This window comes from Ensifer sp. NPDC090286, assembly GCF_044769565.1.
GTDB lineage: Bacteria > Pseudomonadota > Alphaproteobacteria > Rhizobiales > Rhizobiaceae > Ensifer.
Genome location: NZ_JBIVYF010000002.1, coordinates 990,154 through 1,006,729, shown reverse-complemented (window position 1 = coordinate 1,006,729; position 16,576 = coordinate 990,154). Strand labels below are relative to the sequence as shown.

Genomic DNA, 16,576 nt, shown 5'->3' with positions numbered 1-16,576 from the left:
ATGATTGTCTTTCTCATCAAGCGGCTGGCCAATGCCGTGCTGGTCATGCTCGCCGTCGCGCTGCTCGCCTTCCTGATCTTCCGCTTCGCCGGTGATCCGGTCGAGCTGATGGCCAACGAGCAGATGTCGCAGGCCGACCGTATCGAGCTGCGCGAAAAGCTCGGGCTCAACGATTCTTTCCTCACCCAGTTCGGCCGCTTCGTCGGCAATGCCGCACAGGGCGATTTCGGCATCAGCTACCGCAACGGCCAGGACGTGATGAAGCTCATTGCCGAGCGCTTCCCGGCAACGATGGAACTGGCGCTGGTCGCGACCGTTCTGTCGCTTCTGATCGGTCTTCCACTCGGCGTCCTGACTGCAATCCACCGAGGGCGATGGTATTCCGAGGGGCTGCAATTCGTCAGTATCATCGGCGTCTCCTTGCCGAGCTTCGTCGTCGGCATCCTTTTGATCCTCGTCTTTGCCGTGACGTTCGGCCTCGTTCCCGCCTTCGGGCGCGGCGACGTGGTGCAGCTCGGTTGGTGGAGCACGGGCCTGCTGACGCCGTCCGGCCGCGCATCGCTGCTCCTGCCGTCTCTCGCGCTTGCGCTTTACCAGATCACCCTGGTCATGCGCCTGGTCCGCGCAGAAATGATGGAAGTGCTGCGCTCGGACTTCATTAAGTTCGCTCGCGCGCGTGGCGTGCCGCGGTGGCGGATCTACTTCCGGCATGCGCTCCGGAACTGTCTGATGCCGGTTGTCACCATGACGGCGATGAATTTCGGTTCGCTGATCGCCTTCGCGCTGATCACAGAAACCGTGTTCCAGTGGCCGGGCATGGGCATGCTCTTCATCCAGGCGGTGACCTTCCTCGATATGCCGGTCATGGCGGGCTATCTCTGCATCGTCTCCTTCATCTTCGTCACGCTCAACACGCTCGTCGATATCGCCTATGCGGTCATCGATCCGCGGTTGCGCGATGCAACCCGCTGAGGTCGTTGCCATGACAGATCACGTCCAGCAAACCACACCGGCACGCAAGCCTTCGCGGCTTGCCCGCTGGCGCCAGAGCGATCTCTGGTGGTCCTTCACCCACAAGCCTTCGGCAATTATCGGCGCGATCATCCTTACTTTCCTGATCGTGACCGCCTTTGCAGCACCTTTGATTGCGCCGCAGAACCCCTTCGATCCGGCCCAGCTCGAGCTCTGGAACTCCGAGCTGCCGCCGATCTGGGAAGCCGACGGCCAATGGCCCTACGTGCTCGGCACGGACACGCAAGGGCGCGACATGCTCTCGGCCATTCTCTATGGCTCGCGCATCTCGATCCTGATCGGCGTCGCCTCGGTCGTGCTTTCGCTCGCCGTCGGCCTTAGCCTCGGCCTCGTTGCCGGCTATTTCGGTCGCTTCATCGACAACTTCCTGATGCGCATCGGCGACGTGCTTCTGTCGATCCCGACCATCCTGATCGCGATCCTCGTCAGCGCCGTCGCGCGCCAGATGCTGCCGCCGGAACTCAGGGATGTCGGCTCTGCCGCCGTTCTGGTGCTGGCGATCACGCTCAGCGCCTGGGTGCAATATGCTCGTACCGTGCGTGCCCAGACGATCGTCGAACGCGGCAAGGAATACGTGCAGGCCGCGCGTCTTCTGAAAACGCCGGCGCGGCGGATCATGCTGAAGCACATCCTGCCGAACACGCTGACGCCGATCATGGTCGCTGCGACCCTGAACTTCGGCATGGCGATCCTGACGGAAGCGACGCTTTCGTTCCTTGGTATCGGCATGCCGCCGAGCCAGCCAAGCCTTGGAACGCTGATCCGTCTCGGCAACCAGTTCCTGTTTTCGGGCGTATGGTGGGTGGTACTCTTCCCCGTCGTCCAGCTTTGCCTTCTCGTCGTCTCGGTCAACCTTCTCGGTGACTGGCTGCGCGATGCGCTCAATCCGAAATTGAGGTGAATGATGTCCAATCTCCTGATCCGTAACGTCAGGCCCAACGCCGGCGAAGCGACCGACATCCTGGTGCGCGACGGCAAGATCGCCGCCTTCGGCAAGGGGCTTGCCGCCGATGGCGTGGCCGTGGAAGACGGCAGCGGCCATATCGCAATCTCCGGTCTGATCGAGGCGCATACCCATCTCGACAAGTCGGTCTGGGGCATGCCCTGGCACGTCAACGCCAAGACCGCGACGCTGCGCGAACGCATCGATTTCGAACGCGAGAAGCGGCTTGAAATCGGCATCGATCCACACCGCCAGTCCATGCGCCAGGCGATCATGCTGGCCGCCAATGGTGCAAGCCACATCCGCAGCCATGTCGACATCGACACCACCCATGGCCTCCGGCTGATGGAAGGCATCATCGAAACCCGCCAGGCGCTGAAGGATGTCATCGATATCGAGATCGTCGCCTTCCCGCAGTCGGGCCTCGTCACCCGGCCCGGTACTGTCGAGCTGCTCGACCAGGCTCTGAGCAATGGCGCCGAAGTCCTTGGCGGCATTGATCCCTGCGGTATCGACCGCGACCCGAAGGGCCATCTCGACGCGATCTTCGGTCTTGCCGAGAAACATGGAAAGCCGATCGACATTCACCTGCACGAGCAGGGCGAGCTCGGCGCCTTCAGCATGGAAATGATGTTCGAACGCATTCGCGCGCTCAGCATGCAGGGCAAGGTGGCGATCAGCCATGCCTTTGCGCTCGGCGCGCCGGATTATCTGCGCGTCGGCGGCCTGATCGAACAGATAGCCGAACTCGACATTCGTATCGTCACCACCGGCTCGCCGTCCTCGACCGTGCCGTCGATCCTGCGTCTGAAGGATGCCGGCGTGAAGGTTGCTGCCGGCTGTGACGGTATCCGCGACACCTGGGGTCCGTGGGGCCAGCCCGACATGATGGATCGTGCCCGCATTCTCGGCATGAAGAACGGCCTGCGCCGCGACGTCGATCTCGAACATGCGCTCTACGTCTGCTCCAAGGGCGGCGCCGACGTCATGGATATCGAGGGTTATGGCCTCGAGGTCGGCTGTGACGCCGATTTCACCCTGCTTACTGGCGAGACGCTGGCGCATGCCGTCGTCGACGTGGCGCCACGGCCTCTGGTCGTCAAGCGTGGCCGCGTCGTCGCCCGCAACGGCGTTGCGGAGGTTGCAATACCATGACCAGCATCAAGGATCTGACACTCGGCCAGCGGGCCGAAGGACGCACGCTTCTGACCGCGCAATGGGTGCTCGGGCACCGCGATGGGTCGCACCGGCTGATTCCGAACGGCGAAGTCGTCATCGAAGGCGGCACGCTGCTCTATGTCGGTCCCCGCTTCGAGGGTGAAGTGGCACGCCGCATCGATCTCGGCGCTGCCATGATCAGCCCCGGGCTGATCGACCTCGACGCGCTCTCCGATCTCGACACGACGATCCTTGCGATCGACCATCAGCCCGGCTGGGCCAAGGGTCGCGTCTGGCCGCTGAGCTACATCGAGCGCGGCCCCTATGAGATGTACACGCAAGAGGAACTGGCGTTCCAGAAGCGCTTCGCCTTCGCGCAGCTTCTCCTGAACGGCATCACCACCGCTGCGCCCATCGCCTCGCTCTTCTATCGCGAATGGGGCGAGACGGTTGCTGAATTCGCGGCCGCATCCGACGCGGCAGGTGACCTCGGTCTTCGCGTCTACCTGAGCCCGGCCTATCGCGCCGGCGGCATGATGGTCACGGCGCCGGGCCAACTCGAAGCGATCTTCGACGAGGCAAGGGGCCTGAAGGGCCTCGACGACGCGATCGGCTTCATCCGCGAGCATGAAGGTCGCCATGGTGGTCTGGTGAAGGGCCTCTTGGCTCCCGACCGGGTGGAAACCTGTACCGAGAAACTGCTGGTGCGCACCGCCGATGCCGCGCGCGACCTTAACTGTTCGATCCGGCTCCACGCCGCACAGGGCACGATGGAAGTCGACACCGTCCGACGTCTGCATGGCAAGACGGCGCCGGAATGGCTGGCGAGCTTCGGTTTCTTGAGCGACCGGCTGATTGCGCCGCACGCAACGCAGGCGACCGACAACGATCTGCGTCTCTATGCCGAAAATGGCGTGAGCATCGTGCACTGCCCACTGGTTTCGGCCCGCGGCGGCAGCACGCTGAACTCGTTCCGCTCGGTGAAGGCCCGCGGCGTCAACATTGCCATGGGCACAGACACTACGCCGCCCGACATGCTGATGAACCTGCTGGTCGGCCTGATTGCGGCCCGCGTCGTCGAAGGCGACCCGTCCGCGGTCAGCTGCGCCGATCTCTTCGACGCCGCGACACTGGGTGGCGCCAAGGCGCTCGGCCGCTCGGATCTCGGTCGCCTGGAAGCGGGCGCCCGTGCCGACATCGCAGTCTTCGATCTCATGGACCATCACATGGCGCCGGCGATCGATCCGATCACGACGCTCGTCGTCGGTGGTTCCGGACGCGTCACCAAGGCGGTCTTCGTCGATGGCCGTCTGTCGATGCGCGATGGCGAGGTGGCAGGCTTCGATATGAACGCGGCACGCGCGCAGGCGCAGGTCCAGTTCGATGGCCTGATCGCCAAGTATCCGGAGCGGAGCTTCGGCCATCCGCCGGTCAGCGAGATCTTCCCGCCGAGCTACCCATTGGAGGTACAGCGATGACTGAACATGCCTCATCGGCCGTGCTCGACGTGCGCGGTCTCTGCGTCGAATTCCCTGGCCGCCATGGAACGGTCCAGGCGCTGTCCGACGTTTCGCTCAGCATTCGCCCCGGCGAAATCCTCGGCGTCGTCGGTGAATCCGGCGCTGGAAAGTCGATGACCGGTCTTGCCGTCCAGGGACTTCTGGAGCCGCCTGGCCGCATTTCCGGCGGCGAGGTCTGGGTCGGCGGCCGCCGCATCGACCAGCTGGACGACAAGCAGATGCAGCAGGTCCGCGGCCGGCAGATCGGCGCAATCTTCCAGGATCCGCTGACGTCGCTGAACCCGCTCTTCACCGTCGGGGCGCAGCTTGTCGAGACGATCCGTCTTCACTTGAAGCTGTCCAGGGCCGATGCCAAGGCGCGTGCCATCCAGCTCCTGAAGGAAGTCGGCATTCCGGCGCCCGAGGCACGCTACGATCACTATCCGCATCAGTTCTCGGGCGGCATGCGGCAGCGCGTCGTCATCGCTCTGGCGCTCGCCGCAGAACCGAAGCTGATCATTGCCGACGAGCCGACGACGGCGCTCGACGTTTCGATCCAGGCGCAGATCACCTCGCTGCTTCGCCGTCTTTGCGACGATCACGGAACGGCGGTCATGCTTGTCACCCACGACATGGGCGTGATTGCCGAGACGGCCGATCGCGTCGCGGTCATGTATGCCGGGCGTCTCGTCGAGATCGGCCCTGTGGCCGAGGTACTGAAAAATGCCCGCCATCCCTATACGCGCGGCCTGATGGGCTCGATCCCGGCGCTTGGCCGCCGGGTCGAGCGGCTGAACCAGATCGACGGTTCCATGCCGCGGCTGAACGCGATCCCCGCCGGCTGCGCCTTCAATCCGCGCTGCCCGGATGCCGGACCGCGCTGCCGCAAGGATCGGCCCGAACCGGCGCCGGTCGGGACCGGCGTCGCCGCATGCTGGCTCAATGCAGGAGGAGTGCTATGAGTGATGCCCTGACGGTCAACGACCTGACCTGCAATTTCGACGTTTCGGCACCCTGGCTGAACCGGGTGATCGAGCGCAAACCGCGGCAGTTCGTGCGCGCCGTGGACGACATCAGCTTTACCGTACCCATGGGCGGCTGTCTGAGCCTCGTCGGCGAATCCGGCTGCGGCAAGTCGACGGTGGCGCGGCTGGTCACCGGTCTCTATCGCGCCAGCGAAGGCGAAGTGCGGTTCGCACCGAGCAAGAACGGCGAGCCGCTCTCGGCTCAAATGATCTTCCAGGATCCCTATGCCAGCCTCAATCCGCGCTGGCGGGTGCGCAACATCATCGCCGAACCACTGCGTGAGTTGAAGCTGCGCAACTCCGAAGCCGAGATCATGGAACGGGTGGGCGAGCTGCTGACGATCGTCGGCCTTGCTCCCTCTGATGGCGCCAAGTTCCCGCACGAGTTTTCGGGCGGCCAGCGCCAGCGCATCTCGATTGCCCGTGCGCTTGCCGGCGAGCCCGAGTTCCTCGTCTGCGACGAGCCGACCTCAGCGCTTGACGTATCGGTCCAGGCGCAGATCCTCAACCTCATGCGCAAGCTGCAGGACGAGATGGGGCTGACCTATCTCTTCATCAGTCACGACATGAGCGTGGTGCGCCACATGTCGGATCGGATCGCCGTCATGTATCTCGGACGCATCGTCGAGGAGGCCGACACCGAGACGCTCTTTGCCAATCCGCGGCATCCCTATACCCAGCTGCTCCTGGAGACGATCCCGGACATCACCCATCCGAAGCGCGGGCGCACCATTGCCGCAAGCGAAGTGCCGAGCCCGCTGAACCCGCCGTCCGGCTGTACCTTCCATCCGCGTTGCCCGTTTGCAGACCAGCGCTGCAAGAGCGAGCGGCCGGAAATGCGCAGCTTTTCTGACGGTTCGCGTGCCGCCTGCCACCGCATCGAAGAAACGGTGAAGGCGATCAACGCAGCGTAACGCCGACCTCTTTCCCTGAAGCCTTGGGCTCCGTGTCGTGCCAGTCGCGGAGCCTCTTTTTTTGCCGCCGGCAAGTTTCAGTCTTTGCTCCGGGCAAATCGCACACGCCTTTCGCACCGCTGTCGTCAGGCAAATGCTAGGCTGCTAACCGGAATTCAACGAAATAGACCGATGACCATTCCCGGGCTCCAACACTCACGTTAGGGTAGGGGCCGATGGCCGGACCGCATCCCGCTTGGGACATCCGGTCGGGATCGAAGTGCGTTGATTTGAAGAGTTGGCCTATGAACACGACCTCCGACACCGATTTCCCCATCCTCAATGCCGTTGAAGCCCGCGTTCTCGGATGCCTGATCGAGAAGAAGGAAACGACGCCCGACGTCTATCCGCTGACGCTCAATTCGGCGCATTCGGCTGCCAACCAGAAAACGGCGCGCGATCCGGTCATGGCGCTCGAACAGGTCGAGATCCACCGCGCGCTCTCGTCCCTGGCGCAGAAGGGATTGGTCCGGCAGGCGTTTGCCTCGCGGGTCGAGCGCTACGAGCACCTCGCAGCCAACCGTTTTTCGCTAACGTCGCCGCAGATCGTCGTGCTCGGCCTGCTTCTTCTTCGCGGGCCCCAGACGGCCTACGAGCTTTGGGCGCGCAGCGAGCGCATGGCGCGCTTCTCGTCGGTAGAGGAACTGAAGGACAATCTGGATCTGATGATGGGCCGCCGGCCGCCGCTGATCGTTCAACTGAACCGGGGGGCCGGCCAGCGCGAGGACCGCTTCGCGCATCTGTTGTGCGGTGAAGTCGAGCAGCCTGCCGAGAGGGTGGGCGTGTCTTCGGCACCGAGCGGCTCGGCTTTATCGGCCCTCGAAGAACGACTGGAAGCGCTTGAGCGCAAGGTGGCGACGCTCGAGGAGCAACTCGACGCCCTGACGCGCTGAAGGCGTCAAGCTTCGGAACATAATGTCACCGGACGCGCCATGTGCGCCCGGTGATATATTGGGATGCGTTCAGCCGGCGTCGACCAACCGGCAGGCTGGTGTTTCCTTGGCGCGCGGATAGTCGTAGGCGCCCACCTTCGATGTGGCATAGCCGCCGCCGACCAGCGCTTCGGCAAGCTTCACGGCCGCCGTCACGCCGTCGATCACGGGCATGCCGGTCCGTGCCTTCAGCCGGTCGCAGAGCTCGGACATGCCGGCGCAGCCGAGGATGATCGCTTCCGCGCCATCCTCCTGGCGCGCTCTCAGGATTTCCTGAACCAGCATCTCCTCGGTGTGGGCAAGATCCTCCTCCAGTGCCAGCACGGGCATGTCGACCGAGCGCACCTTGCGGCAGCGATGGCCGGCACCGTAGGCCTCGGCGAGATCCTCGATGATCGGCACGGAGCGGGGCAGGGTGGTGATGATCGTGAAACGGGTCGCGATGTTCATCGCCACCTGCACGGCCGCCTGACAGATGCCGATGACCGGACCGCGGGCGATTTCGCGTGCAGCGCCAAGGCCGGGATCGTCGAAGCAGGCAATCACATAGGCATCAACGCCGCGCGCTTCGCCCTTGCGGATCTCCGCAAGCATCGCCGGCACCGCCATCGCTTCGTCCGCATGGCCTTCGATGCTGGCCGGGCTCGATGTCGGGTTGATCGATTCGAGCTGGGTGTCGGATGCCGAGACGCGCTCGGCGCTGCGGTGCGCCCGTTCGGTCATCGAGCGGGTGGAGTTTGGATTGATCAGCAGGATGCGCATGGATCAGCTCGTCTTCCGCATGGCGTTTGCTAGGGGGGCGTAGGCGGTAATGTCGGGCGTCGGCATGACGAATTGACGATCCGATGTGATGTAGTTGTTGGCGTGCAGCCGTGCGATCGGCTGGTATCGGGACGGGTCGACGTAGCGGCCCTCCTCGTCGAGGCAGTCCTTGCGCACGTGCATATGCACGACCTCGCCGAGAACGATGACGCGGCGGTCGTATTCAATGAGCCGTTCGACACGGCATTCCATCGAACAGGGCGACTCGACGATACGGCGGGCGCCGACCTTGAGGCCGTCAGCCGCTGTCAGTCCGGCGATTGCCACTTCGTCGACATCCGGCTCGAAGGATAGCCCGCAGACCAGCATCTGGTCGGCGATCGCCATGTCCACCATGTTGACGACGAATTCGTTGGTGCGCCGGATATTGGCGACCGTGTCCTTCTCTTCCCCGTTCGGGCGGGTCTGGATACCGAGGATGACGATCGGCGGGTCGTGCGAGAAGACGTTGAAGAAGCTCATCGGCGCGGCATTGTCCTGTCCGCTCGGCGAGAGCGTCGAGACCAGTGCGATCGGTCGCGGGCCGATGAAGTTCGTCAGCAGGCGGTAACGGTCCTGGGCCGGCAGTTTTGTGAAATCGAAGTCCATCGGAGCTCTCAATTGGCGCCGCGGCCCGGGTTTTTTGCCGGTCGCACGGTCGTGTTTAAGCGGTTGCCATTGCACATCAAGTTGCGGTACACAATATTGTCTACAATTTTGTAGTCAATATCTAACTGCAGCGGATGGAATTGACTTTGAGCGCCGCACGGCGAGAGTAAGCGAACGGCTAAGGGAGATTTCATGTATAACGCGGACGAAGTCGCCGGTGCTCCGACGGCGATCATTTGCGAGAAGATCTGGCTTGCGATTGCAGAGCGTCGGCTACGGCCGGGAACGCGATTGAAAGAAGAGCAACTTGCCGAAATATTCTCCGTCAGCAGGGCGCGCATCCGCCAGGCACTGACCGCGCTCGAGCGCGATGGCCTTGTGACGATCATGCCGAACCGTGGCGCCTTCGTCTCCGAGCCTTCGGTGGACGAGGCACGCGATGTCTTCGTTGCCCGCAGGGCGATCGAGCAGCGCGTCGTCGAGCGGCTTTGCGAGCGCGCCAATCCCAAGGATATCGTCCGGTTGCGCGCCCATATCGAAGAGGAGCGCATTGCCGGCCGGTCCGGCAATCTCTCTGATATCGTTCGGCTTTCCGGCGGTTTCCACCTGTTGCTCGCGGAGCTTTCGGGTTCTGCCTTCCTCTTCGGCATCCTGCGAGACCTCGTGTCCCGGACATCCCTGATCACAGCGATGTACCGGTCGAACCACCTGCACAATTGCGGGCCGGACGAGCACCTGGCCGTGGTCGAGTTCATCGCTTCTCGCGATGTGGCGAGCGCGATCAAGGAGATGGCCGAGCACCTGAACCATGTGGAAGCGGAACTGGATCTGGACGAGGAGAAGGACCAGCCCCGCGATCTTCGCACTGCATTGCTTTGATGCTGTGCGCGCGACCTATTGCACCGCACTTTAGAGGAGGCGGTGCCTGCCAGCAGACTGAAGGAAGATATGACCAACCGTAGTTACTATGCGCCGCATGGCGGCAACCCGCCCCAAACCCAACTGCTTTCGGATCGCGCGATCTTCACCGAAGCCTATGCGGTGATTCCGAAGGGGACGATGATGGACATCGTCACCAGCTATCTGCCGTTCTGGGACAAGACCCGGCTGTGGATACTGTCCCGGCCGCTCTCCGGTTTTGCTGAAACATTTTCACAATATATCATGGAAATCGCTCCGGGCGGCGGTAGTGACAAGCCGGAACTCGACGAGGGCGCCGAAGGCGCGATCTTCGTCGTCGAGGGCGAATTGACCATCACGCTCGACGGCAAGGCGCACAAGATGCAGCCGGGCGGTTTCGCCTTCATTCCGCCGGCGAGCAGCTGGACCGTTCGCAACGGAAGCGAAGCGACGGTTCGTTTCCACTGGGTGCGCAAAGCTTACGAATACGTCGATGGCCTGCCCGCGCCGGAAGCCTTCTTCACCAACGAGGCGGATATCACCCCGTCGCCGATGCCCGGCACCGAAGGCAAGTGGGCAACGACCCGCTTCGTCGATCCGACCGACCTGCGTCACGACATGCACATGACGATCGTCACCTTCGAGCCCGGCGCGATCATCCCGTTTGCCGAGACGCACGTTATGGAGCACGGCCTCTATGTGCTCGAAGGCAAGGCGGTCTACCGGCTCAATCAGGATTGGGTCGAGGTCGAGGCCGGCGACTATATGTGGCTGCGCGCCTTCTGCCCGCAGGCCTGCTACGCCGGCGGCCCGGGCAAGTTCCGCTATCTGCTCTACAAGGACGTGAACCGCCACATGAAGCTGCGCTCGCGTTAAGCGAGCCTACGCTCGGATGGACAAAACCGCGCGTTCTAGGGAACGCGCGGTTTTTCTTTGCAATCAGATGACTATGGCGCCGCCCGCATCCGTTCGTTCAACGGAAGGCGCGTCCGCCTGTTCAGTCCACCAGTTGCGGATCGGCCGGCTGCAAGCTGCGTGGCTGGAGACGCCTGAGCGTGTTTCCTGTCGGGTTCTTGTCGAGGTGCAGCACGCGGGTAAAGAAGTCGCTGCCGCGCTCGGTGCGTCCGATGTTGACGATCGCCACGCCCTGAAGCTCGTCGTCCATGAATTTCAGGACGCGTTGGTAGGCGTCGTCCTCGAGCGTGTCGAGTGCTTCGTCGATGATCAGCCAGCGGGGCTTGTGCAGGCTGAGCCTCGCGATGGCCAGAAGTCGCTGCTCCGCCTCGCTGAGATTCATCTGCTTTCGCGCATCCTGTTCGAGCCGGCCGCTGAGCCGCCCAAGGCCGACCTTGGAGAGAACGGCGGCAAGTTCGCCCTTGCTGTAGGTATCGGGCGGGCTCGGATAGGCGAGCACTTCTCCAAGCGTTCCGGGTGGGAAATAGGGAGATTTCGGCACGAAGGCGAGGCCGTCGTCCACAGGCAGTGCGATGCGGCCGTGCCCCCAGGGCCAGAGCCCGGCGATTGCGCGGAAGAACGGCGCCTTTTCCACCTCGGGTGCGCCGGTGACGAGCACACGCTCGCCCGGATCGATGGTGACGCTCGGCTCGCGAAGCTTGATGCATCCGGTCGGCGAGACGATCTCGATGTTGTCGAAGCTCATCTGCGGCGTATCGGAGGTTTTGAAGTCGATGCGCTTGTCGCCCTCATGCCGTTCGTCGGTCATCAGGAGCGCCGAGCGGAAGGCGGCGACGCGCAGCAACGTGGCGCGCCAGTCGGCGATCGCGCCGATATTGTCGACAAACCAGCGCAGCGACGCATGCACCTGGTTGAAGGCGCCGACGGCCATCATCAGCCCACCGAAGCTGAGGTCGCCGGCGAAGTAGACCGGCGCGGCAATGACGATCGGCGCAACCACGGTGATCCAGCCATAGCCGCCGGTCACCCAGGTAAGCCGCGTTACCGCGCGCAGCAGGCCGTAGCTGATCTCGAGCACCGAGGCGAGATCGCGCTGCAGCCGCTTTTTCTCGTTGGCTTCGCCTGACGAAAGCGACACGGCTTCGATATGTTCGTTGACGCGCATGAGCGAAAAGCGCAGCGCCGCCTCCCGGGCGTAATGCTCGCCGTTGAGCGCCACCAGCGGGCGGCCGACGAGCCAGCTCAGCCAGGAGGCCGTGCCGGCATAAAGGATCGCGGCCCAGACCATGTAGCCGGGAATGGCGAGAGAATAGCCCGAGATATGGAAGACGAAGCCGTCTGATAGCGACCACAGAACGCCGATGAAGCTAACCAGCAAGATGCCGGACTGGAAGAGGCCGATCGAAAGTCCGGCCGAGAGATCGGTCAGGTGGCGTGCATCCTCATGGATGCGCTGGTCCGGGTTGATGCCGATGGCGCCGGCATTCGCCAGCCGGAACGCCCGGGTCGGGCGCATCCATTCGGTAATCAGGTCCTGGGTCAGGCCTTCCCGCAGGCGCAGCTTGATGACCTGGCCGAGCCAGGTTTGCAGGACGTTGAGGACGAGAAGGACGCCGGCGATCTGGGCGAAGACGACGAGTTGATGGAGAAAGGCCGGAAGGTCGCGTCGCTCGAGCGTGTCGTAGAACGGCTTGTACCATCGGTTGAGGATGATCTGACCAAAGGCTGTCACAACGATGACAACGATGATGCTTATGCTCAGCCAGATGATCTTGTTGCGCAGTGGCGAGGCCATGAAGGCCCGATGCATCATCCGCAATTGATCACCGAGGGATTGTTCGTCGCTAGGCTCTATCCGGCCACTAACTTCGCCGTTCGTCCGGTTCGACATCGGTGCGAATCTCTCCTTCCCGGTCTCCTCAATGAGAATATAGCCTGCCTTGCCCTCTCTCCCTAGCGCGGATTGTCTGCGCCCACATGTAACCACGGTCACTGCGCGCCCCGTAAAGCCCGATATGCTCTTAAAAGCTCTGCCTTCGCGGCACTGAGAAAGTTGATTTGTAACCGCGAGCAGAGAGTTCATAGTTTTGTGAACGAGGTCGAAAACGGCACCGAGGGAGGAACCTGCATGTCGGCGCATCTCGATCAAATCCGCGACCAACAAAGAGAGACCTGGGACCGATTCTCCGCGGGCTGGAAGAAGTGGGACGCACTTGTGCTCGGCTGGCTTGCTCCCTTCGGCGAGGCAATGATCCGGCAGGCGGCGATCGAGGACGGCGACCAGGTGCTGGACGTTGCCGCCGGAACCGGCGAGCCGGGTCTGACGGTGGCCGCGTCGATCCCGAAGGGTCGCGTCACCGTTACCGATCTTTCCGATCGCATGCTGCAGGTGGCGACGGAAAATGCCTGGCATCGCGGTCTGACGAATTTTGAAACGAGGGTCTGCGATGCGGGTGCGTTGCCGTTTGCGGATGCAACATTCGACGCCGTCCTCTGCCGCTTCGGCTTCATGTTCTTTCCCGATGTTGCAGCGGCTGCCCAGCAGTTGACGCGGGTCGCAAAGCCCGGGTCGCGTGTTTCCGCCGCCGTCTGGGGCGCACCGGAAAAGAACGCCTGGGCTACGACGATCATGGCGACGATTGCCCGCCACGTCGACATGCCGAAGCCACCCGCCGGCGCGCCCGGCCTGTTTCGCTGCGCGCCCGAGGGCCTGATGAAGGCCGTCTTCGAGGATGCAGGCCTGCGGGACGTCCGTCAGGAGGAGGTCACCACCACGATGGTCCACGAGACCCCGGAGGACTACTGGGCCTTCATGACCGAGATCGCCGCTCCCGTCGTTGCCGGACTGGCAAATGCGGACGACGAAACCCGCACGCGCATCCGCAGCGAAGTTCTCGATCTGGCGAGCCAGGCGATGCGGGCGGGCAAGGTGGAACTGCGCTCGACGGCAACGATCATCGCCGGCGCGCGACCATAGAAGAAGGGAACGACGGGGAGGGGAGGTTTCCATGGACAAGCGGTCGGCAACGTCCAGCGGGGTGGAGGAAACGCTCGACCCGAAAGACTGGGCTGAATTGCGGGCTCTGTCGCATCGCATGGTCGACGATGCGATCGACTATCTGAGCGGGGTCAGAGAACGGCCGGTGTGGCGCAACATGCCCGACACGGTGCGGGAGAGCTTTTCGGCCCCGCTTCCCAGAACGCCAAAGCCGCTTGACGAGATCTACGCGTCGGTCGCGAAAAACGTGCTCGGCTATCCCATGGGCAACATCCACCCGCGCTTCTGGGCCTGGTACATGGGATCGGGCAATTTCACTGGTGCGCTGGGCGAGTTTCTTGCGGCCATCCAGGGATCGAACGTCGGCGGCGGCAATCACGCCGCCGCGCTCATGGACCAGCAGGTCGTCAACTGGTGCAAGGAAATGTTGGGGTTTCCGGCATCGGCCAGTGGCACGCTCGTCAGCGGTGGCTCCGTCGCCAACATTGTCGGCCTGACGGTCGCCCGCAACGTTAAGGCCGGCGTCGATGTGCGCGCGCATGGCATCGGCGATCGCTCACTTTGCTTTTACGGTTCCGACCAGATCCACAGTTGCCATCGCAAGGCGGTGGAACTGCTTGGCCTCGGCGACCAGGCCTTGAGGCGCATCGCGACCGATGCGGAATTGCGCATCGATATCGTCGCCTTGCGCCGCGCGATCGAGCAGGATCGCGTGGCCGGCCGGCTGCCGGTCTGCATCATCGCCAATGCCGGAACGGTGAATACCGGCGCCATCGATGACATCCAGGCTCTGGCGGATCTCGCCGAAGAGTTTGGCCTCTGGCTCCATGTCGACGGCTGTATCGGCGCTCTGCTAAGGATCGCGCCCGAGAATGCCTGGCGCGTGGCCGGCATCGAAAGGGCCGATTCGATCGCGCTCGATCCGCACAAGTGGCTGCATGCGCCCTTCGAGGCGGGCTGTGTTCTCGTTCGTGATGCGGCCGCGCACCGCGGCACCTTCGCCGTTACGCCGGAATACCTGGAGTCCACCGTGCGCGGCCTCGCCTCGGCGCCCTGGCTCTATGACTATGGCCTGCAGACGTCGCGTGGTTTTCGTGCCCTGAAAATCTGGATGTCGCTGATGGAGCACGGCATCGAGAAGTTTGGCCGCCTCGTCGACCAGAACGTTGCTCAAGGCCATTATCTAAGCAGCCTCATCGAGGCCGAGCCGCAGCTCGAGCTGGTGGCGCCGACCAACATCAACATCGTCTGCTTTCGCTTCCGATCGGAGGATATGCCGGCCGAGGGATTGAAGGCGTTGAACACGGAAATCATGCTCCGGCTCCAGGACGAAGGCACCGCCGTCATCTCCGACACCACGGTGCACGGGGAACATTGCCTGCGCGTGGCGATCAACAACCATCGGACGCGACGGGAGGATCTGGACCTCTTCGTGCAAGAAGTCGTCAGGCTCGGACGGGAGATTGCCGCCGGCGGCGGCATCGGCTGACGCGTAGTCACGCATGACTGCAAGTGTCACCGCGTTGCGGCCGGCTCTTGCGCCGGCGCAATTTGGGGCGTCGACGTGGCTTGAAGCAGTCGCAGCATCTCGGCGATCGCAGCCTCCCGCTGCGGATCCTTGCCGGCCGCATAGGCAAGCGGCAACGCCACCTGTACATCCGGCGCAATGCCAACCCCCTCAAGCCGCAGCTCGTCGCCGATGACCGCATCCGAAACCGCGACTTCCAGGAGACTGTCGTCCGGCAGGACATAGGCTCGGCCGGCAAGCAGGGCACCGGCCGTCCTCTCGCCGACAAGCGGGATCGCATGCTGTCGCAGCGTGTAGGCGAAGAGTTCGAGGCCGCTGCGGGTTCCCCTGTCGATCAGCGCGACAACAGGCTTTTGCCAACGGTAATTCGCCAGCGTGGCCTCTCCCCGACGCGGTATCAGCCGGAACGTCGGCGTGCCACCGACCAGGAACTCGGCTGCGTCCGCCGGGCCGCCGCCCCAGCGGCCGCGCAGATCGACGACGAGCCCGTCCGCATCCTTCAAGCGGCCGCTCGAAAGCTCCTCGGCCACGAGATCGAGCCCGTCTCGCGTGGAAAGGGTCCAGAGCCGCACATAGCCGATCTTCCGTCCGGCGGTCTCGACCAGTGCGATGCTCTCTTCGATCGCGCGTTCGAACATCGGGAGTGGCCGCAAACTCTCCACCGTAACCTGCACCGACAATGGCTCCGCATCGCGGTGGCGGCGGAGCCGGATTTCGACGGACCGGCCGACCTTGTCTTCGAAGGAGCCGATCTCGCGATAGGCCTGCCCGTCGACCGACAGGATCTCGTCGCCGACGAGCAGGCCCGCCTTCTTCGCAGCCGACCCGTCATAGACATCGCTGACGAACCGCTGGCCGTTCTCAACCGTCGTCACCATGCCGATGCCGGGATAGCGCGCGGCGCCATCCGGCGGAAAGAGGCGCCGCATATCGTCACGGATGGCAAAGCGGAAAATGTCGGCGAGCTCGAAATAGTCGATCGTGTCGGTCTTGAAGCGCCCGGTGTGCGAAACCTTGAGACTTGCAAGAACGGACATGATCGCCGAATCGACGCGCGAAGCCGGGCTCGTCCTCGATAGTGCCGTCACGGGATCCGCGATCTCAGCTTCGGCCGCGGCATTGAAGCGGTCGAGCGCCTTGCCGTCATAGAAGTTCGCATTCACCAGTTCGATCACCCGGTCGAATGTCGGCGCGCCGGAGCGCGGCAGCTCTGCGGCCCATGCCGCAGCGGCCATCGATAGGACGAGGCTGGCGATCAACGCTGTGCAACTTGGTCTCGCGCG

Annotated in this window: 15 protein-coding genes; 11 read left to right on the top strand and 4 right to left on the bottom strand. The window is 63.5% G+C overall.

Going from position 1 to position 16,576, the window contains the following annotated elements; genetic code table 11:
• From ACIQUG_RS14780 to ACIQUG_RS14750, 7 genes are all read left to right on the top strand, one after another.
• A complete protein-coding gene (locus tag ACIQUG_RS14780; RefSeq protein WP_043621316.1) occupies positions 1-972 on the top strand; it encodes an ABC transporter permease in 972 nt (323 codons plus the stop codon).
• A 10-nt stretch (positions 973-982) separates the two neighbouring features.
• Entirely contained in the window at positions 983-1,933 is a 951-nt protein-coding gene (locus ACIQUG_RS14775) for an ABC transporter permease (RefSeq protein ID WP_043621313.1), read from the top strand.
• A gap of 3 nt (positions 1,934-1,936) precedes the next feature.
• Positions 1,937-3,130 (top strand): amidohydrolase family protein, encoded by a 1,194-nt coding sequence (locus ACIQUG_RS14770; RefSeq protein WP_402322869.1) that lies wholly within the window; start codon positions 1,937-1,939, stop codon positions 3,128-3,130.
• Entirely contained in the window at positions 3,127-4,611 is a 1,485-nt protein-coding gene (locus ACIQUG_RS14765; RefSeq protein WP_402322866.1) for an amidohydrolase family protein, read from the top strand. The genes ACIQUG_RS14770 and ACIQUG_RS14765 overlap by 4 nt, the downstream gene beginning before the upstream one ends.
• On the top strand, positions 4,608-5,594 hold the full coding sequence (locus tag ACIQUG_RS14760) for an ABC transporter ATP-binding protein (protein ID WP_043621306.1): 987 nt from the start codon (positions 4,608-4,610) through the stop codon (positions 5,592-5,594). The genes ACIQUG_RS14765 and ACIQUG_RS14760 overlap by 4 nt, the downstream gene beginning before the upstream one ends.
• Positions 5,591-6,571, top strand: coding sequence for an ABC transporter ATP-binding protein (locus ACIQUG_RS14755; RefSeq protein WP_402322862.1), 981 nt, complete (start codon positions 5,591-5,593; stop codon positions 6,569-6,571). Before ACIQUG_RS14760 ends, ACIQUG_RS14755 begins: the two co-directional genes overlap by 4 nt.
• A 284-nt stretch (positions 6,572-6,855) precedes the next feature.
• Entirely contained in the window at positions 6,856-7,503 is a 648-nt protein-coding gene (locus ACIQUG_RS14750; protein WP_402322859.1) for a YceH family protein, read from the top strand.
• 69 nt (positions 7,504-7,572) lie between these two features.
• Here the strand turns inward: ACIQUG_RS14750 and ACIQUG_RS14745 are convergent, their stop codons facing one another.
• Together ACIQUG_RS14745 and ACIQUG_RS14740 are read right to left on the bottom strand one after the other, a co-directional pair.
• Positions 7,573-8,304 carry an aspartate/glutamate racemase family protein gene (locus ACIQUG_RS14745; RefSeq protein ID WP_402322856.1) on the bottom strand — a complete coding sequence of 244 codons (732 nt, stop codon included), beginning with the start codon at positions 8,302-8,304 and terminating at the stop codon, positions 7,573-7,575.
• Positions 8,305-8,307: 3 nt separating this feature from the next.
• Positions 8,308-8,952 (bottom strand): flavin reductase family protein, encoded by a 645-nt coding sequence (locus tag ACIQUG_RS14740; RefSeq protein ID WP_402322853.1) that lies wholly within the window; start codon positions 8,950-8,952, stop codon positions 8,308-8,310.
• Positions 8,953-9,144: 192 nt separating this feature from the next.
• Here ACIQUG_RS14740 and ACIQUG_RS14735 point away from each other — a divergent pair, with 192 nt between their 5' ends.
• Both ACIQUG_RS14735 and ACIQUG_RS14730 read left to right on the top strand, forming a co-directional pair.
• Complete coding sequence (locus tag ACIQUG_RS14735; protein WP_052201955.1) at positions 9,145-9,831, top strand: GntR family transcriptional regulator; 687 nt, start codon at positions 9,145-9,147, stop codon at positions 9,829-9,831.
• 69 nt (positions 9,832-9,900) lie between these two features.
• Entirely contained in the window at positions 9,901-10,728 is an 828-nt protein-coding gene (locus tag ACIQUG_RS14730) for a bifunctional allantoicase/(S)-ureidoglycine aminohydrolase (protein ID WP_402322850.1), read from the top strand.
• A gap of 121 nt (positions 10,729-10,849) precedes the next feature.
• Here the strand turns inward: ACIQUG_RS14730 and ACIQUG_RS14725 are convergent, their stop codons facing one another.
• The gene (locus tag ACIQUG_RS14725) at positions 10,850-12,658 is read right to left on the bottom strand and encodes an ABC transporter ATP-binding protein/permease (RefSeq protein ID WP_402322847.1); all 1,809 of its coding nucleotides are present in this window, start codon (positions 12,656-12,658) and stop codon (positions 10,850-10,852) included.
• 237 nt (positions 12,659-12,895) lie between these two features.
• Here ACIQUG_RS14725 and ACIQUG_RS14720 point away from each other — a divergent pair, with 237 nt between their 5' ends.
• Positions 12,896-13,744, top strand: coding sequence for a class I SAM-dependent methyltransferase (locus tag ACIQUG_RS14720; RefSeq protein ID WP_402322844.1), 849 nt, complete (start codon positions 12,896-12,898; stop codon positions 13,742-13,744).
• 31 nt (positions 13,745-13,775) lie between these two features.
• On the top strand, positions 13,776-15,254 hold the full coding sequence (locus tag ACIQUG_RS14715) for a pyridoxal phosphate-dependent decarboxylase family protein (protein ID WP_402322841.1): 1,479 nt from the start codon (positions 13,776-13,778) through the stop codon (positions 15,252-15,254).
• A 26-nt stretch (positions 15,255-15,280) separates the two neighbouring features.
• Here the strand turns inward: ACIQUG_RS14715 and ACIQUG_RS14710 are convergent, their stop codons facing one another.
• Complete coding sequence (locus ACIQUG_RS14710; protein WP_402323038.1) at positions 15,281-16,528, bottom strand: S41 family peptidase; 1,248 nt, start codon at positions 16,526-16,528, stop codon at positions 15,281-15,283.
• Positions 16,529-16,576 lie beyond the last annotated feature (48 nt).